Here is a 21,927-nt window from a genome sequence, read left to right as displayed (position 1 = left end):
CGCTTATCCCTGGAGTTTGGCGCTGTCGGCGAGCTTCAACCAGACGACGCCGACGATAATAACCGCCAGCCAAAATGCCTGGATCAGCGTCAGCGGCTGATCGAGAAGAACGCTCCCGAAGGCCGCGGCTCCGACGGAACCGATACCCGCCCAAACAGCGTAGCCGATCCCCACATCAATCGTCCGCAAGGCTACGCTCAAGAAGTAGAGCGTCAGCAGGAAAAACACCAAGGCAGCGACCGACCAGTTCAGAACCGTAAAGGCGTGGCTGCCTCCGACACTGAGTGCGTAGCCAATTTCAAAAGCGCCAGCGAACATCAACATCGTCCATGCACGCCCGCTGTTTTCCTTCTTCTCATGTGTTGTCGTCATGTCAGGTTCCTTTCGGATCAGAGGGAGAGAATAAGGGCGGCGGTTTTTTATGCCGCGCCGCTAAGACGCAGGCCGACGACGCCGCCAATGACGACAGCGATCCCGAGGACCTTCTTCCAGTTCAGTTGTTGGCCAAAGAACAGCGCGCCTAGGACGACGATCCCGACACCTGCAACGGAGGTCCAGATCGCGTAACCAACGCCAACATCGAAAGTGAGAAGTGCAAGACTAAGGAAGTAGGTGGCGATAGCGCCGCTAACGAGGGTGACGACAGTCCACGCAAAGTTCGTGAATCCCTTTGCTTTGCCTGCGCTGATTGCAACCGTGATCTCGAATATCACGGCAATTCCAAGATAGAGCCAGTTCATCCTACGTCCTTTCATTGCTGGTTGGGCTTGTGAGAGCATGTGCCTGGTGTTCGTGACGTTCTGCGACGATGCCGAAACGTCCGAACTGGTCCATTGCTTGTCGCAAATCGTCCAATGGCGGCGTTCCCCGGAGAAACCGTTCGCCGATGTCGGTCAAGACTTGCTCTGCGAGCAGGCAGAAGGGACAAACATAGTCGGTATAGACGGTTACGGCACTCATCGGCCTCTCTCAAATTACTTGTATGCACATGCAATATCTTGGATGTTTTCGTAAGTCAATATCTTTGCATGTGCAAGCAATTATTTGGGTGGGGTCGCCTCGTGCGCGTAGGGTCATACCAGTCCAACAAACAACTGGAGCCTCTTATGACCGACACCCGACGACAGGGATGCTGACCTGATTGCAGAGATGATGATGTAAACGCGTCGGAACAGCATCCCGATGTCAGGACGAGGTCATGTCGGCGCCTGCCAACGCATCGCAAGATTCCTGAATTTTTACCACGCTGCTTCACCGCGTCTTTGCACGTTTGGGTTTAGGTTCTGCCAAACTAAAAAACAGAGGTAAAACAGGTGGAAGAACTTTCGGTAAAGTCGAAGATCATCAAATCGGTCTATTTCAGCCAGGAAGACGGGCGGCTCAGGATTTGCTTCAAGAACGGCGAGGAGCGTCTGTTCGAAGGTGTGCCGTCCTCGGAAGCGCTCGCTATGACGGCGGCGCAATCTCCGGGCCACTACTATCTCGACCGGATCAGAACGCGGTTTCGCAGGCTGGCTGCCTAAAGCTGAGGATCCTCGCCAGCCTATGCTGGAGATTGTATCGGATTGAGACCAAGCCGGTGGATATTAACCCTCGGCTAACTATCTCGTGCATCACCATTGGATCAGCCCGAGCGGAAAGCGGCAGTTTATCGGGGCTGCCGGCATTCAGAAGATTCGGACAGCCGGGAGGCTCGGTGGCGGACCCCAGCCAGGAAGCCGGGCCTCCCCGTCACGCCGCGTCCGTCAATCGCGACCGGTCGGCCCGAGCCGGTTTCCACTGCCTTCCTCCTTGAAATAACGAATCGGGGCTAATCCTGTGAAAAACCGGAATGCTCACATCCGGACTCGACAATGCTTAATTAGCATGATTGCATAAACCCATGGAACGGGAGGGCCCCGGGGATGACGATGTTCGAGAATCTGCTTGAGATGCAGGAGCGTGGTGTGCGGGATCGCGCGCTTGGCCGCAGCCTGGCCGACAATCCGATGTCGAAACCGGATGTGTTGCCGATCACCGATTTCCAGGAATGGTATTCGATGTTCGACGCCTGGCGCTTCGGCTGGTCGATCGAGGATGCGATGGCGGGGCATGCCGATGCGCCACGGGACGGCCGCGCCGTACCCGGGGATGGCGGCGTCCGGCCTCGGAGTTACACCAGGACGGTCTGATCGATCCTGTCTTCGGCACCAAAGAATTTCAGATAACGCTCGACCTCGGCCGGCTCTCCAGTCGCCTTCTGCGGGTTGTCGGAGAGTTTTACCGCCGGGCGGCCGTTGGCGTCGCTGACCTTGCAGACGACGGAGATCGGGTTGAGGCCCGATATCTCGGTCGGCGCGCAGCCGGAAAAATCGTTCGTCAGGTTCGTGCCCCAGCCGAAGCTCATGCGCACCCGACCCTCGAAATGCCGGTAGGTGTCGATGATGGCATCCACATCGAGACCGTCGGAAAAGATCAAGAGCTTCTGGCGCGGATCGCGGCCCATCTTCTTCCACCAGTCGATGATCTTCTCGCCGCCTTCGATCGGCGGGGCGCTGTCCGGGCGGAAGCCGGTCCAATCGGCGACCCATTCCGGTGCATCGCGCAGGAAGGCGGCGGTGCCGAAGGCGTCCGGCAGGACGATCAGCAGGTTACCGCCGTATAGCTTGTTCCAGTCGCGCAGGATCTTGTAGGGCGCGTTGCGCAGTTGCTCGCCGGTTTCCGCAAGGGCGGCGGCCACCATCGGCAGCTCGTGGGCGTTGGTGCCGACGGCTTCGAGATCGGAATCCATCGCCAGCAATACATTGCTGGTGCCGGTAAAAGCCGGGCCGATGCCTTCCTTCAGCGCCTCGACGCACCAGCGCTGCCAGAGGAAACTGTGACGCCGACGGGTGCCGAAATCGGAGATGCGCAAACCCGGCAGCTCCCTCAGCCGCTCGACCTTAGACCACATCTTCGCCTTGGCGCGGGCATAGAGCACGTCGAGGGTGAACGGACCGAGCGCCCTCATCGCCGAGCGCGAGCGTAGCTCGTTGACGATGGCAAGTGCGGGGATCTCCCACATGGTGGTTTCTTTCCAGGACCCGTGGAAATCCAGGACATATTGCCCGTCCTTCTTCGACAGCTCGTATTCGGGGAGCTGGAAATTGGAAAGCCAGGCCAGGAATTCCGGTTCGAAGATCTGCGCACGGCCATAGAAACTGTTACCCGCAAGCCAGATCATCTCTTTCTTCGAGAGCCGGAGCGTACGGGCATGGTCGAGCTGTTCGCGCAATTCGCCCTCGTCAATCTCCTCGGCGAGATGCACGCGCTTGGTGCGGTTGATGAGCGTGAAGGAAGCGTTGACCTCGGGATAGAGCTTCCAGATCATCTGCAGCATCAGGAGCTTATAGAAGTCGGTATCGATCAGACTGCGGATGATCGGGTCGAGTTTCCAAGCGTGATTGTAGACGCGTCTGGCGATATCAGTCTTGGCCATGATTCCTGCCCCTGTCCACTCCGGTCAGGCGCTGCCAAGTTTTCAGGGGCTCAAAAGCTCCGGCCGGCCGCACGAAACCGGCTCGTGCGCCTTCTTATCGAAAAATCGACAGAGAAAGTCCAGACAAAACAATAAACATCCCGCCGCAGTACGGCGGCGGGATGCGAGAGGTCATTGGCCGAACGCTCATTGGGCCGGTGTTGCCGGCTGGGCTGGTGCTGCAGGGGCGGCCGGCGTCGTGTTCTGGGTCTCCGTCGGAATCGCCTTACCGTTCTGCAGGCTCGGCGCGGTTGAAACGTCAGGCTGCTGCGACTGGAGCTGCTGACCGGGCTGTTGCGGCGCCACTTCATCCGCCTCGCGACTGCCCCAGATCTCGACGGGAATCCAGACCACGAAAGCAAGCACCAGAGCGGCAAGCAGGACCATCAGGATACGATAACCCATCCGCCCCTGCCTCGCCCTCACCGGCGGGATCAGCTCTTCCTTATGAAGCTTGCCATCGGACTTTTCCCAGCGTGTTTCCGTCTGATGTGCCATCACCGTCTCCTTCCGCCGTCATGACCGGTATAACCGGCCCGCGAAGAATCTCAGCAGAGGAAACGGGTGGCTGTCTGGAAGGTTCCCGAGCGTTCAATAGCCGACGGCGCGGTCGACGACGAATTGCAGCGGTTCGCCACGCTCGAAACGGGCAATCTGCGCCTCGACATGACGGAACAGTGCATTCTCTTCGGAAACGGCCGCATCATGCGGCGTGATGAAGACGTTCTCCAGGTCCCATAAGGGGTTGTCTGATGCAAGCGGCTCCACTTCGAAGACATCGAGGGAAGCGCCGCCAAGGGTGCCGTCCCGGATGGCTGACACGATATCGGCCTCGACCTGGCTCTTGCCGCGGCCGGCATTGACGAAGACCGGCTGTCCAAGCGCACCGTTACGGCCGAGCTTTTTGAACAGCCCGCTATCGTAAAAACCCGTCGTCTCCGGCGTCAGCGGCAGCAGGCCGACGAGAATGTCCGTCTTTGCGAGGAAGCTGTCCAGCTCGCTCGCATCGAAAGTTTCGACGCCACCGATCTCTTTGCGGGTGCGCGACCAGCCGATGACATTGAAACCCATCACCTTCAGCTTGGCGACCGCATCCTGGCCGAGAATGCCGAGTCCCATGACACCGACCGTAACCTCTGCTGCCTCAGGCGCGATCAATTTTGCCCATTCACGCCGGCGCTGGTGGATATCATGGGCGTATTGCCCACGCAGATGCATCAGGCACTGCATGACGACCCATTCGCTCATGCGGGTCGTCAGGCTGCGATCGACGAAGCGGACGATCGGGATCTCGGGCAGACCGTCCATGCCGATGATATGGTCGACGCCGGCGCCGCCCGAAAAGATCACCTTGAGGTTCGGCGCCCGCTGGAAGAGGTCTGCATCCGGCTTCCAGAGAAGTGCGTATTCGAGATCGCAGAGATCACGTTCGCGGTTGGCCGGATCGGCGAGATTGACGCTGCCGCGATCGGCAAAGGCCGTCTTCAGCACCCGGACGACGCCTTCGGGATTGAACTTGATATCGACGAGAACGGGAGAGTGCGCGGACATGATCTTCTTTTACTGCTGCACGGCGGGCGTCGGCACCGCCTCGATGTTGAACGCGGCTGCCATGAGCGCCTTGGTGTAATCGTCCTTCGGCGCGCGGAAGATTTCCGCTGATGGTCCCTGCTCCACCACCTTGCCGAATCGCATGACGATGACGTCGTTAGCGAGCGCCTTCACCACCTTCAGGTCATGGCTGATGAAGAGATAGGCGAGATCGTGCTTCTTCTGCAGATCGCGCAGCAGATCCACCACCTGGGCCTGCACGCTCATATCGAGCGCCGAGGTCGGCTCGTCGAGCATGACGAAGCGCGGCTTCAGGACCATGGCGCGGGCAATCGCGATGCGCTGGCGCTGGCCGCCGGAAAATTCATGCGGATAGCGCCAGCGGGTCAGGGGATCGAGGCCCACTTCCTCCAGCGCCCAACAGACGCGCTGGTCGCGCTCTTCAGCGCCCAACGAGCGCTCATGCACCTTCAGCCCTTCGGCGATGATATCGCCGACCGACATGCGGGGGCTGAGCGAGCCATAGGGATCCTGGAAGACGATCTGCAGCTGGTTGCGCAGCGGCCGCATCTCGCCGAACGAATAGCCTGCAATATCCCTTCCGACAAAGGCGATCCGGCCTTGCGAGGAGATCAGCCGGGTGAGCGCCAGGCCGAGCGTGGTCTTGCCGGAACCGGATTCGCCGACGACGCCGAGCGTCTGCCCGGCGCGCAGCGAAAGATCGATGCCGTCGACCGCCTTCACATGATCGACGACGCGGCGCATCAGCCCGGCCTTGATCGGAAACCAGACGCGGATATCGGAGCCTTCCATCACCACCGGTTTCGACGGATCGGCAAGCGGCGGCTCGCCGCGCGGCTCAGAGGCGAGAAGGTGGCGGGTATAGTCGTGCTTCGGTTTGGCGAAGACTTCTTCGACGGTTCCGGTTTCGACGATCCTGCCCTTGGTCATGACGCAGACGCGATCGGCGAATTTGCGCACGATGCCGAGATCATGGGTGATGAACAGCAGTGACATGCCGTGCGCCGCCTTCAACTGCCGCAGCAGCTCAAGAATCTGCGCCTGCACCGTGACGTCGAGTGCGGTGGTCGGCTCGTCGGCAATCAGCAATTCCGGCCGGTTGGCGAGCGCCATGGCGATCATGACACGCTGGCGCTGACCACCTGACAGTTCGTGCGGATAGGCCTTCAACCGCTTCTCCGGCTCGCGGATACCGACCTGGTTCAACAATTCCAGCACGCGCTCACGAGCCGCCTGGCCGGTCAACCCCTGGTGCAGGGCCAGGATCTCGGCGATCTGCTTCTCGATCGTGTGAAGCGGATTGAGCGAGGTCATCGGCTCCTGGAAGATCATGGTGATGTCGTTGCCGCGCACTTCCCGCAAGGCCCGCTCCGACGCCTTCAGGAGATCCTTGCCCTTGAACAGGATTTCGCCGGAAGGATGACTTGCAGAGGGATAGGGCAGAAGGCGCAGGATCGAGTTGGCCGAAACCGATTTTCCGGAGCCGGATTCGCCGACGAGCGCCACGACCTCGCCCTTGGAGATATCGAAGGAGATGCGATCGACGGCGAGCGAGGTCTCGCCGCCCTGGTGAAAGGCAACCGAGAGGTTGCGGACGGAAAGGAGCGGTTCTGTCATGTCACTCATTGAAACGTCTTCCTCGGATCGAAGGCGTCGCGCACGGCTTCGCCGATGAAGATCAGCAGGGAAAGCATGATCGACATGGCGAAGAAGGCCGTCAGTCCCAGCCAGGGCGCCTGCAGGTTGGTCTTGCCCTGGGCGATCATTTCGCCGAGCGAGGGAGAGCCCGGCGGCATGCCGAAGCCGAGGAAATCAAGCGATGTCAGCGTCGTGATCGAGCCGGAGAGGATGAAGGGCAGGAAGGTGAGCGTCGCCACCATGGCGTTCGGCAGCAGGTGACGCCACATGATGGTGCGGTTGTTGACGCCGAGCGCGCGTGCGGCGCGGACATATTCGAAATTACGGGCGCGCAGGAATTCGGCGCGCACGACACCGACGAAGCTGACCCATGAAAAGAGCAGCATGATGCCGAGCAGCACGAAGAAGCCGGGCGGCAGAATGGCGGCGATAATGAGCAAGATGTAAAGCACCGGCATCGACGACCAGATCTCGATGAAGCGCTGCAGCAAGAGATCGGTCAAGCCGCCGAAATAACCCTGCACCGCGCCTGCCGTCACGCCGATGATCGCCGAGCAGATGGTCAGCGCCAGGCCGAAAAGCACCGATATGCGGAAGCCGTAGATGACGCGCGCCAGCACGTCGCGGGCCTGGTCATCGGTGCCAAGCCAGTTGAGATTGCCGAGCGTACAGCCGGGATCGTTCACTCCCTGGGGGTAAGCGGAGCAGCGCTCCTCCTTCGTCATCAGCCAGAAGGGGGCGGTCGGCGCCGAATGCGGGATGTTCGAATTGACCGAGCGATAGGAATAACGGATCGGCGGCCAGATCATCCAGCCATTGGCATTGATCTCATCCGCGATCACCGAAGAGCGGTAGTCGGTTTCGGCAAGGAAGCCGCCGAACTTCTCCTCGGGATAATCGATCAGCACGGGAAACAGGATCTCGCCCTTGTAGGAGGCGACGATCGGCCGGTCGTTGGCGAGGAACTCGGCAAACATGCTGAGCACGAAGAGCAGCAGGAACAGCCACAACGACCAGTAACCGCGGCCGTTCGCCCGGAAATTTTTCCAGCGGCGGATATTGGTCGGCGACAGCAGCCCCTTGCGCGGCGGCTTGACCGGGGTTGTGGTGGCGGGATTTGCGGCGGCGTCCATCAGACATCCCTCCGCTCGAAATCGATGCGCGGATCGATCCAGGTGTAGATCAGGTCGGAAATCAGGCTGACGAAGAGACCAAGCAGCGAGAAGATGTAGAGTGTCGCGAAAACGATCGGATAATCCCGGTTGACGACCGAGAGATAGCCGAGGCGGCCGAGGCCATCGAGCGAGAAGATGTTCTCGATCAGCAGCGAGCCGGTGAAGAAAGCGGAGATGAAGGCGCCGGGAAAACCGGCGATGATGATCAGCATGGCATTGCGGAAGACATGGCCGTAGAGCACCTGGCGCTCATTCAGGCCCTTGGCCCGAGCTGTGACGACATATTGCTTCTTGATCTCCTCGATGAAGGAGTTCTTGGTCAAAAGCGTCGTCGTCGCGAAGGCGGCAAGGGAAAGGGAGATCAGGGGCAGGGTGAGGTGCCAGAAGTAATCGAGCGGCTTCTGCCACCAGGCGAGCTGGTCGAAATTGTCGGAGACGAGGCCGCGCAACGGGAACCAGTCGTAGAAGGAGCCGCCGGCGAAAAGCACGATCAGCAGGATGCCGAAGAGGAAGCTCGGCACGGCGTAGCCGATGACGATGACGCCCGACGTCCAGACGTCGAAGGTCGATCCATCCTTGACCGCCTTGCGGATGCCGAGCGGAATGGAAATGGCGTAAGAGAAGATCAGGATCCAGATGCCGAGCGAGATCGACACCGGCAGCTTTTCCTTGATGAGATCGAGCACCGTGGTGTTGCGGAAGAAGCTCTCGCCGAAATCGAAGCGGATGTAATTCCACATCATCTCACCGAACCGCGTCAGCGGCGGCTTGTCGAAGCCGAACTGCTTTTCAAGCTTGGCGATCAATTCCGGATCGAGCCCCTGGGCACCACGATATTTGGAGCCTTCGTCGCTGCCGCCACCTCCCAAGAGATCGCCGCCGCCGGACAGGCGCTGGTCGGCGCTATCGGCCTGGCCGGTCAATTGGGCGATCACCTGCTCGACAGGGCCACCGGGCGCAAATTGAATGACGATGAAGGAAATCGCCATGATGCCAACGATGGTCGGTATCATCAGAAGCAGGCGGCGAATGACATAGGCGCCCATCAGCCTTCAGCCTCCGGAAATGTTCTTCTTGTCTGCCTGCCGTCCAGTCTTATGCCGCTCAATCCGCCAGCCTTCCCTTGCCGGCCCTGCCGGCTTGTCGTGATTCGCTTGCGCCATTTGGAGCCGAGGCCCCCTGCAATGCAAGCCCGGTCATTTTGCCGCGGCGGACCACCAGGCGTCGGGGAAGCCCAGGCCGTAGGCCGGAAACTCCGCCGGATGCGTGATCGTGTTCCAATAGGCAATGTTGTAAGTATCGCGGTAGAACAGCGGAATGACGTAATGGTTTGCGAGCAATACCCGGTCCATCGCCTTGATCGCCGCAACCTGTTCATCGCGGTTAGGCGCGAAGATGATCATGCGGATGAGCTCATCCACCGCCGGATTGGCGATGCCCGCATAGTTGCGAGAGCCCTGCTGATCAACCGAGCCGGATCCCCAATAATCGGCCTGTTCGTTGCCAGGGTTCATCGTCTGCGCCCAGACATTCCATATCATGTCGTAGTCGAAGCTGCGTTCGCGATTGACAGCTTGCGATGCGTCGACCGTGCGCACCCGCGCATCTATGCCGATTTTCTTTAGATTGTTGGCATAGGGCACCGCCCAGCGCTCCAGTATGGGGCTCGACAGCAGGATCTCGAAACTCATCGGCTGGCCGGTCTTGGTATTGACCATGCGATTGCCCTTGAGATCCCAACCGGCTTCCTTCAGCAGGGCAATCGCCTTGCGGAGGTTGTCGCGGCTTTTCTGCGGGTCGCCGCCGACAGGATTGGTATAGGGCGTCGTGAAGACCTCGGGCGGAACCTTGTCCTTCATGCCCTGCAGTATTTCCAGTTCACGCCCCTGCGGCAGGCCGGATGAAGCGAGCTCGGTATTCCAGAAGTAGCTGTCGATGCGCTTGTAGCTGTTGAAGGCAACCGTGCGATTCAATTCCTCGAAGTCCAAACCGTAGTTCAGTGCCTCGCGGACCCGCTCGTCCTTAAAAAGGTCGCGCCGCATATTGGGCACGAGGGCCTGCATGATACCGGTGGCGCGCAACGGATTTGCAACTTCTTCCTTCTTGAGGCGTCCTTCCTTCACCGCAGGGAAATCATATCCCGTCGCCCAGCGGGAAGCTGTTGTCTCCTGCAAATAGTCGCTATTGCCGGCGCGAAATGCTTCGAATTCGACATCCCGATCGCCGAAATAGGTATAGATGACGTTGCGGAAATTGTTCTGGCCGATATTCACATTGAGGTCTTTGCCCCAATAGTCATCGCGCAGTTCATAACGGATCGTCGCACCGGGCGAAAAGGATGCGATTTTATAAGGTCCAGAACCCATGACAGGCTCAAGCGTCGTCTTTGAGATGTCGCGCGGCTTGCCGTCCGGTCCCTGCCCTTCCCACCAATGTTTCGGCACGACCACCAACTGGCCGAGAATATTCGGGAGCTCCCGATCGTTCTTCTCGTCGAAGGTGAAGGTAACATCGCGGTCGCCGGTCTTTTCGGCCTTTACCACGTGGCGATAATAGTTCGCGTTGACGGGATTGAGTTCCTTGGTCTTATCAAGGCTGAAGATGACGTCCTCGGGCGTTACCGGCTGACCATCCGCCCATTTCGCTTCCTTGCGCAGGCGAAAGGTCGCGCTCGAGACGTCAGCGGGAAAGGACAACCCCTCGGCAAGCAGGCCGTAGGAGACAAGCAGCTCGTCATCGGCCGACTTCATCAAAGTGTCGTATACGCGCGCCAGGCCGACCGCTACCTGGCCTTTGGCAAGCAGCGGGTTGAAGGTATCGAAGGCGCCGCTGGCGGAGAGGCGCAGATCACCGCCCTTTGGAGCATCGGGATTGACATAGTCGAAATGAGCGAAACCCGGCTTGTACTTCATCTCGCTGATGACCGAGCTTCCGATCTGAAACGGCTGCTCCTCAGCCAGCGCCGTCAGCGGCGCCAAAGCACCCGCAAGCGACAGAAACAGACCAATTTTCGACCATAGAACCGGCATTCACGCTTTCCCCTGATTATTAATGGATTCGACAATACGAGAAATACTGGCGAAAAACAGGAGAGAGTAGGTTTTTTGCCAGGCTCGCAAAGTTTTGACTGTCGGCTTTTGCCCGGATTTCACCAATACCCGAGCCGCTGCGGCGATCCGCCACCGTCTGATCCTAAGTTCGCCTGCCAAAACATCGATTCACCAAAATCGCTTTTCACGATAAATTCGACGCAAATCACTTCGGCAGCGATTCAAGGAAATAGCATGGCTTTCGGCTTCGCTCAGGCTTTCAAGACATTCGGCAGACTGGCGCTTGCCGGTGCAATCGGCGCGAGCCTCGCCGCCGGCGACGTCGGCGCGGAGCAGAAGACCCCGAGCCCGGGCAGTGCAAAGGGGCGGTTCGGCGCCGTCGGCCTGCCGACACAGGGACCGGCGCAGCCGATCGGCTTTTACGCAAAGGGCTGCATGACGGGTGCCGTGGCGCTGCCGGCCGACGGGCCGACCTGGCAGGCGATGCGGCTTTCGCGCAATCGCCGCTGGGGCAATCCGGCGATGATCACGTTGCTCGAACGTCTTTCGCAGGACGGGGCCCAATATGCCGGCTGGCCTGGCATTCTCGTCGGCGACATCGCGCAGCCGCGCGGCGGGCCGATGTTCAACGGCCATGCCTCGCACCAGATCGGCCTCGACGCCGACGTCTGGTTTACGCCGATGCCCGCGCGTCGCATGACGGCCGAGGAGCGCGAGGACCTGCCTTTCACGACCATGCTGCAGAAGGATAAATTCCTGACTGTCGATCCCAAGGTTTGGACGCAGTCGCGGGCGCGGCTGTTGATGCTGGCGGCAAGCTATCCCGAGGTGGAGCGCATCTTCGTCAACCCGGCGATCAAGAAGAAGATGTGCGACACTTGGACGGGCGACCGCACCAATCTCGGCAAGCTTCGGCCGGAATACGGCCACGACTCGCATTTCCATATCCGCATCAAATGCCCGCCGGGTGCCGCGGGATGCACGCCGCAGGCGCCCGTCGCCGCCGGCGACGGCTGCGACAAGTCGCTCGCCTGGTGGTTCACACCGGCGCCCTGGGCGCCGCCGAAACCGCCCAAACCCGGTGCCAAGCCGCCGAAGCCGCCGCGCGAGATGATGGTCTCCGACCTGCCGAAGGCCTGCGCCGCCGTGCTCGACGCCGCTCCCGCCGCCTCGATGCAGGCCGCCACCTATGGCGGGCCTTCCGCCGCAAGCGCCCTCACCGCCGCTCCCGCCGCAGAACCGGCCGCCGATGCCGAAGGCGCTCTGCCCAATCTCGGCCCGGTTCCGAACGACAAACCGGCGATGCAGTGACGAAGGCCCTGGATTTGCGCTGTCTTTCAAATCGCAAATTCTTGGTATAGAAGCGGTCAAATCGATTGAATTGTTGGGGCGGAGATTGGGTTCATGGCCGGCGGTAAATGCCTTGCATTGATTGCGCATGACCAGAAAAAGGACGACATGGCGGAATTCGCCCGCGCCAACAGGGACATTCTTTCCCGTTGGAAGATCGTCGCCACCGGAACGACCGGCGGGCGGGTGCTCGACGCCGCTCCCGATCTCGACGTCACCAGGCTGAAAAGCGGGCCGCTCGGCGGCGACCAGCAGATCGGCGCGCTGATCTCGACCGGTGAGGTCGACGCCCTGATTTTCTTTGTCGACCCGCTGACGCCGATGCCGCATGATGTCGACGTGAAGGCGCTGATGCGGCTGGCGATCGTCTACGACATTCCGATGGCGCTCAACCACGCGACCGCCATAAAGCTCCTTCCCACACTCGAAGCCTGATCAGCACGGAACCGGCCATGCCAAAACTCAACCACAGCTCCGCGCCGCTGCCCTTCCCGATCCTGATCGGCGATATCGGCGGCACCAATGCCCGCTTTTCCATCCTGTCTGATGCCTATGCCGAGCCGAAGCAGTTTCCGAACGTACGCACGGCGGATTTCGCCACGATCGACGAAGCGATCCAAAAGGGCGTGCTCGACAAAACCGCGGTGCAGCCGCGCTCGGCGATCCTTGCCGTCGCCGGTCCGATCAACGACGACGAGATTCCGCTGACCAATTGCGATTGGGTGGTGCGACCAAAGACGATGATCGAAGGCCTCGGCATGGAGGATGTGCTCGTCGTCAATGATTTCGAGGCGCAGGCGCTGGCAATCGCCGCCCTTTCGGATGAAAATCGCGAACGCATCGGCGACGCCGCCGGCGACATGATCGCTTCCCGCGTCGTGCTCGGACCCGGCACCGGCCTCGGCGTCGGCGGGCTCGTGCATGCGCAGCATAGCTGGATCCCCGTTCCCGGCGAAGGCGGCCATATCGATCTCGGGCCGCGCAGCAAGCGCGACTATGACATCTTCCCGCATATCGAGACGATCGAAGGCCGCGTCTCGGCCGAACAGATCCTCTGCGGACGCGGCCTCGTCAACCTCTACAACGCCATCTGCGTCGTCGACGGCATTCAGCCGACGATGAAGGACCCGGCCGACATCACCTCGCATGCGCTTGCCGGCAGCGACAAGGCGGCTGTCGAAACCGTCTCGCTGTTTGCCACCTATCTCGGCCGTGTGGCCGGCGATTTGGCGATGGTGTTCATGGCGCGCGGCGGCGTCTATCTCTCCGGCGGCATCTCGCAGAAGATCATCCCGGCGCTGAAGAAGCCGGAATTCCGTCTGGCCTTCGAGGACAAGGCGCCGCATAGCGCGCTGCTACGCACCATACCGACCTATGTGGTGACGCATCCGCTCGCAGCCCTTGCCGGGCTTTCCTCCTATGCGCGCATGCCGGCGAATTTCGGCGTCTCGACGGAGGGCCGGCGCTGGCGGCGCTGAGCCCAGCGCGCGTCCCACCCGGACGCGCGCGCTCTAGCCAAACCGGTCCCGACTCTTTATAGACCCCGGCAAAAGCGCGCGTCGCCTTCGCGGTGCGCCTGGTCCGAGACAGGAAGCCTCATTTTTGGAAGCTGCGGAAAGCAAAAAGCAGAGCGTCAACAGCGATACCGTGACCGGCATCCTGAAGCGCATCATCGCTGAAAACGGCCGCGACCACCTCTGGGGCTACGTCTTCGCGATCGCCTGCCTCGTGATCGTGGCGCTTTCGACGGCGTTCACGGCCTGGATCATGCGGTCGATCATCGACGAGGCTTTCGCCAACCGGCGCGCCGATGTCGTCTGGATCATCTGTCTTTCGATCTTTATCGCTTTCGTGCTGCGCGGTTTTGCGAGTTACGGCCAGGCGGTGGCGCTTTCCAGGGTCGGCAACGACATCGTCGCCCGATATCAGCGCCGCCTCTATGCGCATCTGATGACGCTTTCCGTCGGTTTCTTCAGCGAGGCCCGCTCGGCCCATATCGCCGCGCAGGTGAGCCAGAACGTCAGCGGCGTCCGAGACGTGCTCAACCTGACGATCACCTCGACCGTGCGCGATCTCCTGACCTTCGTTTCGCTGATCGGGGTGATGGTCCTCCAGGACCCGCTGCTCAGCCTTGCGGTTTTCATCATGGCGCCGCCGCTGCTCTATGCGCTGCGTTACGTTTCCAAGCGGTTGCGCTCGGCAACACGCGAGGCCGTGCATCTGAACAGCCACGTGCTGGGCGCCATGCAGGAAACGATCCAGGGTATTGCCATCGTGAAGGCCTTCACGATGGAAGAAGAGCTGGAGCGCAAGGTCAACAAGCTCATCAAGGCCGCCGAAAGCCGCGCGAACCGGATTGCCCGCCTTTCCGAACGGACTTCTCCGCTGACGGAGAGCTTCGCGGGGTTTGCCGTCGCCAGCGTGCTTGCCTATGCGGCTTACCGCTCGATCTACTACAATGTGCCGCCGGGCGCCTTCTTCTCCTTCGTGACCGCGCTGCTGCTCGCCTATGATCCGGCCCGCCGGCTTGCCCGCCTGCAGGTGCAGATGGAGCGCGCCGTCGTCAATGCCCGGATGATCTACGAACTGCTCGACATGGAGCCGCGCCAGCGCGACCTGCCGGATGCCCGGCCGCTTGTTGTGACGCAGGCACGGATCGAATTCCGCAACGTTTCCTTCGCCTATGGCAACGACAGCGTGCTGAGCGGCGTCAGTTTCGTTGCCGAGGGCGGGGCGACCACGGCGCTGGTCGGTCCCTCGGGTGCGGGCAAATCCACGGTCATCAGCCTTATCCCGCGCTTCTACGATCCGCGCGAAGGCGAAATCCTGATCGACGGCCAGGATATCGCCCACATTACCAAGAAGTCGCTGCGCCAGCAGCTCGCCTATGTCTCACAGCAGCCTTACCTGTTCGAAGGCACGATCCGCGACAATATCCGCTATGGCCGGCCGGAAGCGACCGATGCCGAGGTGGAAGAGGCGGCCCGACTTGCCTATGCGCATGATTTCATCTCAGCGCAGCCGCAGGGTTACGATACGCCGGTCGGCGAAAACGGCGTGACGCTTTCGGGCGGCCAGCGCCAGCGACTGTCGATCGCGCGCGCTTTGGTGCGCAACGCGCCGATCCTGCTTCTCGACGAGGCGACCTCCGCCCTCGACACCGAATCCGAAGCCGCCGTGCAGAAGGCATTGGACGAGGCGATGACCGGACGCACCGTCGTCGTGATCGCCCATCGGCTTTCGACCGTGGTGCGCGCCGACAAGATCGTTGTCATGCAGCAGGGCCGGGTCGTCGAGGAAGGCAATCACGAGACGCTTGCGAAGGTCAGCGACGGTCTTTACGCTCGCCTCAACAATCTGCAGAGGCCTTCGGCCTCCGATTCAAACTGACCGGATCAAGAGACCGACATGAGCGATGCTGCGATGAAACTGGTGGTGGTCGGCGCAGCAGGGCGCATGGGGCAGACGCTGATCCGGCTGATCCATTCCATCGAGGGCGCCACACTTCATGCCGCGGTCGAGCGTCCCGGCTCGTCCTTCCTGGGCAAGGATGCCGGCGAGATCGCCGGTCTCGGGCCGAACGGCATCATCATCGGCGACGATCCGCTCCAGGCCTTCCTGCATGCCGAGGGCGTGCTCGACTTCACCTCGCCCGTCGCAACAGTGGAATTCTCCGGCCTTGCCGCACAGGCCCGCATCGTCCATGTCATCGGGACGACCGGCTGCTCTGCAGACGACGATGCTAAGATCGCCGCGGCGGCCCGTCATGCCCGCATCGTCAAGTCGGGCAATATGAGCCTCGGCGTCAATCTGCTCAGCGTGCTGACCCAGCAGGCAGCGCGAGCGCTTGAGCCTGTTGATTGGGATATCGAGATCCTGGAAATGCACCACAAACACAAGGTGGACGCACCGTCCGGCACAGCGCTTCTCCTCGGCGAGGCCGCAGCCAAGGGCCGCAATATCGATCTCGCCTCGAAATCGGTCAGGGTCCGCGACGGCCATACCGGTGCCCGCGAAGCCGGTACGATCGGTTTTGCGACGTTGCGCGGCGGCTCCGTCATCGGCGAACATTCCGTGCTTTTTGCCGGCGAAGGTGAAATCGTCACTTTGTCGCACAGTGCTGCCGACCGCTCGATCTTCGCGCGCGGCGCCATCAAGGCGGCGCTTTGGGCGCGCGACAAGAAGCCGGGTCTCTATTCCATGCTCGACGTGCTCGGGCTTTCTTCCCAATAAGGATATTACGGAGGCATATTCATGAGCGGTACCCTCGTCCTCGTTCGCCACGGCCAGAGCGATTGGAACCTGAAGAATCTCTTCACCGGCTGGAAGGATCCCGATCTGACCGAGCTCGGCATCCAGGAAGCCAATGCCGGCGGCACCGCACTTGCCGAATACGGGATCAAATTCGACGTCGCCTATACCTCGGCGCTGGTGCGCGCGCAGCACACGCTAAAACTCATCCTCGACAAGGTCGGCCAGCCTGATCTCGAGACGATCCGCGACCAGGCGCTGAACGAACGCGACTACGGCGACCTTTCCGGCCTCAACAAGGACGATGCGCGCGCAAAATGGGGCGAGGAACAGGTGCATATCTGGCGCCGTTCCTATGACGTGCCGCCTCCGGGTGGTGAAAGCCTGCGCGACACCGGCGCCCGCGTCTGGCCCTACTATCTCACCGAGATCCTGCCGCGCGTGCTGCGTGGCGAAAAGGTGCTGGTCGCCGCCCACGGCAATTCGCTGCGCTCGCTGGTCATGGTGCTCGACAAGCTGAGCAAAGAAGGCATCCTCGCCCTCAACCTCGCGACCGGCGTTCCGATGGTCTACAAGCTGAACGCGGATTCGACTGTAGCTTCCAAGGAAGTGCTCGGCGATATGTCGGGCGCACACTGAGTCCGGTGAGGCGTGTCGCCGGACCGGTCGGCACGCCCTGCCTCAATTCCGAGCCTCAGCTCTCGATGGTGAACTGCACTCGGTCGGCGGCAAAGCGGCTGATCGAATATTGCACCGGCATGCCGTCGAGATCGGTATTCATCGCCTTGGCGATCAGCAGGATCGCGCCGGGGGTGAGTCCCAGATCAGCGAGATCTGATGTGCCCGCATGGGCGGCCGTCACCTCGGTCGTGGCCCTGACATAGTCCGACAGGCCGAGTTCTGCGAAAGCCTTGGTGATCGATTCGTGCTTGCGGTAGGCCTCGCCGATCCCAGTGAATCGTGCAGCGGGAAACCAGCTTGTCGCTTTTGAAACCGGCCGTCTGTCGGCATGGCGCAAGGTTTCCAACCTGATCACCTGCTCGCCCTGTTTCAGGCCCAGCCAGCGGGCAACCTCGGCGCTCGCCTCCTCCTCTGTCTCGTCGAGCAGAAGGCTTCGCATCTCGCGCGCCTGATCGCCGATGCCGGCGGTGAAGCGCGTGCGCCGGGTGATCGGGAAATTCAGCCGCTCCTTGCGCTCGATCAGCGTGCCGCGACCTTGTACCGCACGCACGATGCCTTCCTGGGCCAGCGCTGCGAGCGCGCTGCGCACCGTATGCCTGTTGACGCCGAACTGCAGCGCCAGAACCGTTTCCGGCGGCACCATTCCCGTTTCGTCATAGGCTCCCGCGCTGATCCCCTCGCGAATCCGGTCGGCGATCTGGCGCCAGAGCGCCACGCCGGTTTGCCTCTGCACCTGCTTCAGTCCTGCCATTCCGCCCCTGCCCTGCGCACGACGTCACACGCTTGTCACGACACCGATTTAAGAGTAAGTATAGCTTGTATAATTGTCTATATCAATAGACATTTAAAGGAAAGCGGCGATGATATCAGCGGACAGGAATGACGCTGCGTCACAGACGGAATCCGGGCGCAAACGCGCCGCCGATCTGCTGGCGCGGGCGGAACGGAGCGAACTCTCGGCGGTCTGGGATGCATTGCCGGAAAAGCCCGCGGCACATCCGGTCCGCGGGCCGGAGACCGGTCTGGTGATGGTGCGCGGCCGCATCGGCGGTGGTGGGGCTCCCTTCAATCTCGGAGAAGTGACGGTGACGCGCGCCACGGTGCGGCTCGAGTCAGGCTCCATCGGCCATGCGCAGGCGCTCGGTACGGATCGTGAGAAGGCGCGGCTCGCGGCGATCTTCGATGCGCTCTGGCAGGAGGAAGCGACGAAGGACTTCGTCGAGCAGGCGCTGCTTTCGCCAATCGCCCAACGCATCGCCGCCGCCGACCGCCGCAAGGCGGACGAGACGGCCGCGACGCGGGTCGATTTCTTCACCATGGTGCGGGGAGACAACTGATGGGTCTCAGGACAGAAGCCCTGACCGGCGGCTTTGCGGAGCCGGTCTTCCATGCCCAGAGCGTCTTCAAGATGCTGATGGACGGCATGGCCCGTCCCGGTACAATCCAGACCGTTCAGCCCGATGTCGCGCCGCCAGTGCCGCTCGGCATTGCCGCCGGCGCGATCGCGCTCACACTTTGCGACCACGACACGCCAGTCTGGCTTTCCCAGGGGCTGACAAAATCCGCCGTGCCGGAGTGGCTCGGCTTCCACACCGGCGCGCCGCTGACCACGGAGAAGGCCGAGGCGCGCTTCGCCTTTACGGAAACCGGCACTGCGCTTTGCCCCTTCGGCCTCTTTGCCTCAGGCACGCAGGAATATCCCGACCGCTCGACGACGCTCATCATCGAACTCGCCGAGCTCGACGGCGGGCGCGGGCTGGCGCTGATCGGTCCCGGCATCCAGAGCGTGACCGAGATCGCGCCGGTCGGCCTGCCGGAGACCTTCCTGCGGCTCTGGACCGAGAACCGCGCGCTGTTTCCGCGTGGCATCGACATCGTGCTGACATCGGGCGAACGTTTCCTCTGCCTGCCGCGCACCACCAAGATCACAGCAACGGAGATCTGAGCTCATGTATGTTGCCGTCAAGGGTGGCGAAGCCGCCATCGCCAATGCTCATCGCCTGCTTGCAGACCGCCGCCGCGGCGACCGTTCGCTGCCGGCGATCGGCATCGACCAGATCGTGGCGCAGCTGGCGCTCGCCGTCGACCGCGTCATGGCCGAGGCCTCGCTTTTCGACCGTGCGCTCGCAGCGCTGGCCATCCGCCAGTCGCGCGGCGATATGATCGAGGCGATTTTCCTGCTGCGCGCCTATCGCACGACGCTGCCGCGCTTCGGCTATTCCAAGCCGCTAGACACGGCTGATATGACGATCGAACGCCGCATCTCGGCAACCTACAAGGACCTGCCGGGCGGCCAGCTGCTTGGACCGACCTTCGACTATACCCACCGGCTGCTCGATCCCTCGTTGCTTCAGGATGAGGCGGTCGATGCGCCGGCTCAGCGTCCGGCCGAGACCGGCCGCGTCATGCGCGTCTCCGAGATCCTCGGCGAGGAAGGCCTGATCGAGGCCGACGGCGACATGCCCGAAGATCACGAGATCGGCGATCTCACCCGCGAGCCGATGGAATTCCCGATGACCCGGGATCTGCGCCTGCAGGCGCTTGCCCGCGGCGACGAGGGTTTCCTGCTGGCGCTCGGCTATTCCACCCAGCGCGGCTACGGCCGCAACCACCCCTTCACCGGTGAAATCCGCATCGGCGATGTCGAGGTGGAATTCGACGTGCCGGAGCTCGGTTTCGCCATCTCGCTCGGCACCATCCAGATCACCGAATGCCAGATGGTCAACCAGTTCAAAGGCTCCGCCAAGGCGCCGCCGCAATTCACCCGCGGCTACGGCTTGGTCTTCGGCCAGAGCGAGCGCAAGGCGATGGCGATGTCGCTGGTCGATCGCGCGCTTCGCGCCGAAGAGCTCGGCGAGGACATCACCGCGCCGGCACAGGACGAGGAATTCGTCATTTCCCATTCCGACAACGTCCAGGCGACAGGCTTCGTCGAGCACCTGAAGCTTCCGCATTATGTGGACTTCCAGGCCGAGCTCGATCTCGTCCGCCGCATGCGCCGCGAATTCGAAGCCGCCCGCAACGGCAGCGAAGACATGAAGGAAGCCGCCGAATGACCGATCTCGCCAGCTACAACTTCGCCTATCTCGACGAACAGACCAAGCGGATGATCCGCCGCGCCATACTGAAGGCGATCGCCATTCCCGGCTACCAGGTGCCCTTCGCCTCGCGTGAAATGCCGATGCCCTATGGCTGGGGCACCGGCGGCGTGCAGGTGACGGCTTCGATCATCGGGCCTGATGACGTGCTGAAGGTCATTGACCAGGGCGCCGATGACACGACCAACGCCGTTTCCATCCGCGCCTTCTTCCAGAAGGTCGCCCAGGTCGCGGTGACGACGCATACAAAAGAGGCGACGATCATCCAGACGCGCCACCGCATTCCGGAAGAGAAGCTCGGGCCAGGCCAGGTGCTCGTCTATCAGGTGCCGATCCCGGAGCCGCTGCGCTTCCTCGAGCCGCGCGAGACCGAGACGCGCAAGATGCATGCGCTTGAGGAATACGGCCTCATGCATGTGAAGCTCTACGAAGATATCGCCCGCAACGGCCGCATCGCCACGACCTACGCCTATCCGGTCAAGGTGCATGGTCGCTACGTCATGGATCCCTCGCCGACGCCGAAATTCGACAATCCGAAGATGCACAAGTCGGAAGCGCTGCAGCTCTTCGGCGCCGGACGCGAAAAGCGCATCTATGCCGTGCCGCCCCATACCGACGTCGTCAGCCTGGATTTTGAAGATCATCCCTTCGAGATCCAGCGCTTCGGCAAGCCCTGCGCGCTCTGCAGCGCAGAGGACGTCTACCTTGATGAGGTCATTCTCGACGACAAGGGCGGGCGCATGTTCGTCTGCTCCGACACCGATCATTGCGAAGACCGCCGGGCGCAAGGGCATGCCGGCGAAATGCTGGCCCGGGAGGCTGCAGAATGACCGATATACCGCTTCTCAAGGTCAACGACCTCTCGAAATTCTACGGCAACCGCATCGGCTGCAGGAACGTCTCCTTTGAGCTCTGGCCCGGTGAAGTGCTCGCCATCGTCGGCGAATCCGGCTCGGGCAAGACGACGCTGCTGAACTGCATCTCCACCCGGCTGATGCCGACCACCGGCAGCGTCGAATATCACATGCGCGACGGCAACTACCGCGACCTCTACCATATGAACGAGGCCGAGCGGCGCTTCCTGATGCGCACCGACTGGGGCTTCGTCCACCAGAACCCGGCTGACGGGCTGCGCATGACGGTATCGGCGGGCGCCAATGTCGGCGAACGGCTGATGGCGATCGGTGACCGGCATTACGGCAAGATCCGCGGTTCGGCGATCGATTGGCTCGAGCGCGTCGAAATCGACGCCGACCGCATCGACGACCAGCCGCGCGCCTTTTCCGGCGGCATGCGCCAGCGCCTGCAGATCGCCCGCAATCTCGTCACCGGCCCGCGCCTCGTCTTCATGGACGAGCCGACCGGCGGTCTCGACGTCTCGGTGCAGGCCCGTCTGCTCGACCTCGTGCGCGGCCTCGTCAACGATCTTGGCCTCTCGGTCATCATCGTCACCCACGATCTCGCCGTCGCCCGCCTGCTCTCGCACCGCATGATGGTGATGAAGGACGGCTACGTCATCGAACAGGGGCTCACCGACCGCGTGCTCGACGATCCCAGAGAGCCTTACACGCAGCTGCTCGTCTCCTCGATCCTGCAGGTCTGAGGTCCGGAACAAG

Annotated in this window: 24 protein-coding genes; 13 read left to right on the top strand and 11 right to left on the bottom strand. The window is 61.8% G+C overall.

What is annotated here, in order from left to right:
• Positions 1 to 3 precede the first annotated feature (3 nt).
• Genes NE852_RS22750 through NE852_RS22740 form a run of 3 tightly spaced genes read right to left on the bottom strand, consistent with a single transcriptional unit; the run spans position 4 to position 960 of the window.
• Entirely contained in the window at positions 4 to 372 is a 369-nt protein-coding gene (locus NE852_RS22750; RefSeq protein ID WP_008525260.1) for a multidrug efflux SMR transporter, read from the bottom strand.
• A 47-nt stretch (positions 373 to 419) separates the two neighbouring features.
• The gene (locus NE852_RS22745) at positions 420 to 740 is read right to left on the bottom strand and encodes a multidrug efflux SMR transporter (RefSeq protein WP_008525263.1); all 321 of its coding nucleotides are present in this window, start codon (positions 738 to 740) and stop codon (positions 420 to 422) included.
• 1 nt (position 741) lies between these two features.
• Positions 742 to 960: a DsbA family protein gene (locus tag NE852_RS22740; protein WP_037171008.1), complete on the bottom strand. Its 219-nt coding sequence runs from the start codon at positions 958 to 960 to the stop codon at positions 742 to 744.
• 353 nt (positions 961 to 1,313) lie between these two features.
• Between NE852_RS22740 and NE852_RS22735 the strand changes: the two genes are divergently transcribed.
• Together NE852_RS22735 and NE852_RS22730 are read left to right on the top strand one after the other, a co-directional pair.
• Complete coding sequence (locus tag NE852_RS22735; protein WP_008525265.1) at positions 1,314 to 1,523, top strand: KTSC domain-containing protein; 210 nt, start codon at positions 1,314 to 1,316, stop codon at positions 1,521 to 1,523.
• 387 nt (positions 1,524 to 1,910) lie between these two features.
• Entirely contained in the window at positions 1,911 to 2,171 is a 261-nt protein-coding gene (locus NE852_RS22730) for a CrpP-related protein (protein WP_037171012.1), read from the top strand.
• Here the strand turns inward: NE852_RS22730 and pncB are convergent.
• From pncB to NE852_RS22695, 7 genes are all read right to left on the bottom strand, one after another.
• The gene (gene pncB, locus NE852_RS22725; protein WP_008525270.1) at positions 2,153 to 3,457 is read right to left on the bottom strand and encodes a nicotinate phosphoribosyltransferase; all 1,305 of its coding nucleotides are present in this window, start codon (positions 3,455 to 3,457) and stop codon (positions 2,153 to 2,155) included. The genes NE852_RS22730 and pncB overlap by 19 nt on opposite strands.
• Before the next feature lie 186 nt (positions 3,458 to 3,643).
• Complete coding sequence (locus NE852_RS22720) at positions 3,644 to 3,994, bottom strand: hypothetical protein (RefSeq protein ID WP_008525272.1); 351 nt, start codon at positions 3,992 to 3,994, stop codon at positions 3,644 to 3,646.
• 93 nt (positions 3,995 to 4,087) lie between these two features.
• Positions 4,088 to 5,047 carry a glyoxylate/hydroxypyruvate reductase A gene (locus tag NE852_RS22715; RefSeq protein ID WP_008525274.1) on the bottom strand — a complete coding sequence of 320 codons (960 nt, stop codon included), beginning with the start codon at positions 5,045 to 5,047 and terminating at the stop codon, positions 4,088 to 4,090.
• Positions 5,048 to 5,056: 9 nt separating this feature from the next.
• The gene (locus tag NE852_RS22710; RefSeq protein ID WP_037171009.1) at positions 5,057 to 6,694 is read right to left on the bottom strand and encodes an ABC transporter ATP-binding protein; all 1,638 of its coding nucleotides are present in this window, start codon (positions 6,692 to 6,694) and stop codon (positions 5,057 to 5,059) included.
• Positions 6,691 to 7,839 carry an ABC transporter permease gene (locus NE852_RS22705; RefSeq protein ID WP_008525279.1) on the bottom strand — a complete coding sequence of 383 codons (1,149 nt, stop codon included), beginning with the start codon at positions 7,837 to 7,839 and terminating at the stop codon, positions 6,691 to 6,693. The genes NE852_RS22710 and NE852_RS22705 overlap by 4 nt, the downstream gene beginning before the upstream one ends.
• The gene (locus tag NE852_RS22700) at positions 7,839 to 8,927 is read right to left on the bottom strand and encodes a microcin C ABC transporter permease YejB (RefSeq protein WP_008525281.1); all 1,089 of its coding nucleotides are present in this window, start codon (positions 8,925 to 8,927) and stop codon (positions 7,839 to 7,841) included. The genes NE852_RS22705 and NE852_RS22700 overlap by 1 nt, the downstream gene beginning before the upstream one ends.
• 150 nt (positions 8,928 to 9,077) lie before the next feature.
• Positions 9,078 to 10,910 carry an extracellular solute-binding protein gene (locus tag NE852_RS22695; RefSeq protein WP_258156129.1) on the bottom strand — a complete coding sequence of 611 codons (1,833 nt, stop codon included), beginning with the start codon at positions 10,908 to 10,910 and terminating at the stop codon, positions 9,078 to 9,080.
• Between the two features lie 255 nt (positions 10,911 to 11,165).
• Here NE852_RS22695 and mepA point away from each other — a divergent pair, with 255 nt between their 5' ends.
• The 6 genes from mepA (at position 11,166) to NE852_RS22665 (ending at position 17,171) form a co-directional block, all read left to right on the top strand.
• Positions 11,166 to 12,242, top strand: coding sequence for a penicillin-insensitive murein endopeptidase (gene mepA, locus NE852_RS22690; RefSeq protein WP_258156128.1), 1,077 nt, complete (start codon positions 11,166 to 11,168; stop codon positions 12,240 to 12,242).
• A gap of 93 nt (positions 12,243 to 12,335) precedes the next feature.
• The gene (locus tag NE852_RS22685; RefSeq protein ID WP_008536683.1) at positions 12,336 to 12,716 is read left to right on the top strand and encodes a methylglyoxal synthase; all 381 of its coding nucleotides are present in this window, start codon (positions 12,336 to 12,338) and stop codon (positions 12,714 to 12,716) included.
• A 17-nt stretch (positions 12,717 to 12,733) separates the two neighbouring features.
• On the top strand, positions 12,734 to 13,759 hold the full coding sequence (locus tag NE852_RS22680; protein ID WP_258156127.1) for a glucokinase: 1,026 nt from the start codon (positions 12,734 to 12,736) through the stop codon (positions 13,757 to 13,759).
• Between the two features lie 124 nt (positions 13,760 to 13,883).
• The gene (locus NE852_RS22675; protein ID WP_008525306.1) at positions 13,884 to 15,671 is read left to right on the top strand and encodes an ABC transporter ATP-binding protein; all 1,788 of its coding nucleotides are present in this window, start codon (positions 13,884 to 13,886) and stop codon (positions 15,669 to 15,671) included.
• A gap of 18 nt (positions 15,672 to 15,689) precedes the next feature.
• Positions 15,690 to 16,514, top strand: a complete 825-nt coding sequence (gene dapB, locus NE852_RS22670; protein WP_258156126.1) for a 4-hydroxy-tetrahydrodipicolinate reductase — start codon at positions 15,690 to 15,692, stop codon at positions 16,512 to 16,514.
• A 21-nt stretch (positions 16,515 to 16,535) separates the two neighbouring features.
• Positions 16,536 to 17,171, top strand: coding sequence for a 2,3-bisphosphoglycerate-dependent phosphoglycerate mutase (locus NE852_RS22665; protein ID WP_008525320.1), 636 nt, complete (start codon positions 16,536 to 16,538; stop codon positions 17,169 to 17,171).
• Between the two features lie 55 nt (positions 17,172 to 17,226).
• Here the strand turns inward: NE852_RS22665 and phnF are convergent, their stop codons facing one another.
• The gene (gene phnF / locus NE852_RS22660; RefSeq protein ID WP_008525322.1) at positions 17,227 to 17,964 is read right to left on the bottom strand and encodes a phosphonate metabolism transcriptional regulator PhnF; all 738 of its coding nucleotides are present in this window, start codon (positions 17,962 to 17,964) and stop codon (positions 17,227 to 17,229) included.
• 109 nt (positions 17,965 to 18,073) lie between these two features.
• Here phnF and phnG point away from each other — a divergent pair, with 109 nt between their 5' ends.
• The 5 genes from phnG to phnK are packed head-to-tail and all read left to right on the top strand — an operon-like array spanning position 18,074 to position 21,914.
• The gene (phnG, locus tag NE852_RS22655) at positions 18,074 to 18,550 is read left to right on the top strand and encodes a phosphonate C-P lyase system protein PhnG (RefSeq protein WP_258156125.1); all 477 of its coding nucleotides are present in this window, start codon (positions 18,074 to 18,076) and stop codon (positions 18,548 to 18,550) included.
• On the top strand, positions 18,550 to 19,158 hold the full coding sequence (phnH, locus tag NE852_RS22650; RefSeq protein ID WP_258156124.1) for a phosphonate C-P lyase system protein PhnH: 609 nt from the start codon (positions 18,550 to 18,552) through the stop codon (positions 19,156 to 19,158). Before phnG ends, phnH begins: the two co-directional genes overlap by 1 nt.
• A gap of 4 nt (positions 19,159 to 19,162) precedes the next feature.
• Positions 19,163 to 20,269 (top strand): carbon-phosphorus lyase complex subunit PhnI, encoded by a 1,107-nt coding sequence (locus NE852_RS22645; RefSeq protein WP_258156123.1) that lies wholly within the window; start codon positions 19,163 to 19,165, stop codon positions 20,267 to 20,269.
• Complete coding sequence (locus tag NE852_RS22640; protein ID WP_008525342.1) at positions 20,266 to 21,141, top strand: alpha-D-ribose 1-methylphosphonate 5-phosphate C-P-lyase PhnJ; 876 nt, start codon at positions 20,266 to 20,268, stop codon at positions 21,139 to 21,141. Before NE852_RS22645 ends, NE852_RS22640 begins: the two co-directional genes overlap by 4 nt.
• On the top strand, positions 21,138 to 21,914 hold the full coding sequence (gene phnK / locus NE852_RS22635; protein WP_008525344.1) for a phosphonate C-P lyase system protein PhnK: 777 nt from the start codon (positions 21,138 to 21,140) through the stop codon (positions 21,912 to 21,914). The genes NE852_RS22640 and phnK overlap by 4 nt, the downstream gene beginning before the upstream one ends.
• The last annotated feature ends 13 nt before the right edge of the window (positions 21,915 to 21,927 follow it).

The sequence above is a fragment of the Rhizobium sp. Pop5 genome, from assembly GCF_024721175.1.
Lineage (GTDB): Bacteria > Pseudomonadota > Alphaproteobacteria > Rhizobiales > Rhizobiaceae > Rhizobium.
The sequence above is the reverse complement of the archived record's forward strand: the minus strand, read 5'-3'. Positions and strand labels throughout refer to the sequence as shown.

Coding starts and splice junctions, on each gene's coding strand:
- NE852_RS22685 (WP_008536683.1), top strand. CDS start 12,336: ATGGCCGGCGGTAAATGCCTTGCATTGATTGCGCATGACCAGAAAAAG.
- mepA (WP_258156128.1), top strand. CDS start 11,166: ATGGCTTTCGGCTTCGCTCAGGCTTTCAAGACATTCGGCAGACTGGCG.
- NE852_RS22705 (WP_008525279.1), bottom strand. CDS start 7,839: ATGGACGCCGCCGCAAATCCCGCCACCACAACCCCGGTCAAGCCGCCG.
- dapB (WP_258156126.1), top strand. CDS start 15,690: ATGAGCGATGCTGCGATGAAACTGGTGGTGGTCGGCGCAGCAGGGCGC.
- NE852_RS22740 (WP_037171008.1), bottom strand. CDS start 960: ATGAGTGCCGTAACCGTCTATACCGACTATGTTTGTCCCTTCTGCCTG.
- NE852_RS22645 (WP_258156123.1), top strand. CDS start 19,163: ATGTATGTTGCCGTCAAGGGTGGCGAAGCCGCCATCGCCAATGCTCAT.
- pncB (WP_008525270.1), bottom strand. CDS start 3,457: ATGGCCAAGACTGATATCGCCAGACGCGTCTACAATCACGCTTGGAAA.
- phnG (WP_258156125.1), top strand. CDS start 18,074: ATGATATCAGCGGACAGGAATGACGCTGCGTCACAGACGGAATCCGGG.
- NE852_RS22700 (WP_008525281.1), bottom strand. CDS start 8,927: ATGGGCGCCTATGTCATTCGCCGCCTGCTTCTGATGATACCGACCATC.
- phnK (WP_008525344.1), top strand. CDS start 21,138: ATGACCGATATACCGCTTCTCAAGGTCAACGACCTCTCGAAATTCTAC.
- NE852_RS22680 (WP_258156127.1), top strand. CDS start 12,734: ATGCCAAAACTCAACCACAGCTCCGCGCCGCTGCCCTTCCCGATCCTG.
- NE852_RS22695 (WP_258156129.1), bottom strand. CDS start 10,910: ATGCCGGTTCTATGGTCGAAAATTGGTCTGTTTCTGTCGCTTGCGGGT.
- phnF (WP_008525322.1), bottom strand. CDS start 17,964: ATGGCAGGACTGAAGCAGGTGCAGAGGCAAACCGGCGTGGCGCTCTGG.
- NE852_RS22720 (WP_008525272.1), bottom strand. CDS start 3,994: ATGGCACATCAGACGGAAACACGCTGGGAAAAGTCCGATGGCAAGCTT.
- NE852_RS22715 (WP_008525274.1), bottom strand. CDS start 5,047: ATGTCCGCGCACTCTCCCGTTCTCGTCGATATCAAGTTCAATCCCGAA.
- phnH (WP_258156124.1), top strand. CDS start 18,550: ATGGGTCTCAGGACAGAAGCCCTGACCGGCGGCTTTGCGGAGCCGGTC.
- NE852_RS22745 (WP_008525263.1), bottom strand. CDS start 740: ATGAACTGGCTCTATCTTGGAATTGCCGTGATATTCGAGATCACGGTT.
- NE852_RS22640 (WP_008525342.1), top strand. CDS start 20,266: ATGACCGATCTCGCCAGCTACAACTTCGCCTATCTCGACGAACAGACC.
- NE852_RS22750 (WP_008525260.1), bottom strand. CDS start 372: ATGACGACAACACATGAGAAGAAGGAAAACAGCGGGCGTGCATGGACG.
- NE852_RS22665 (WP_008525320.1), top strand. CDS start 16,536: ATGAGCGGTACCCTCGTCCTCGTTCGCCACGGCCAGAGCGATTGGAAC.
- NE852_RS22730 (WP_037171012.1), top strand. CDS start 1,911: ATGTTCGAGAATCTGCTTGAGATGCAGGAGCGTGGTGTGCGGGATCGC.
- NE852_RS22710 (WP_037171009.1), bottom strand. CDS start 6,694: ATGAGTGACATGACAGAACCGCTCCTTTCCGTCCGCAACCTCTCGGTT.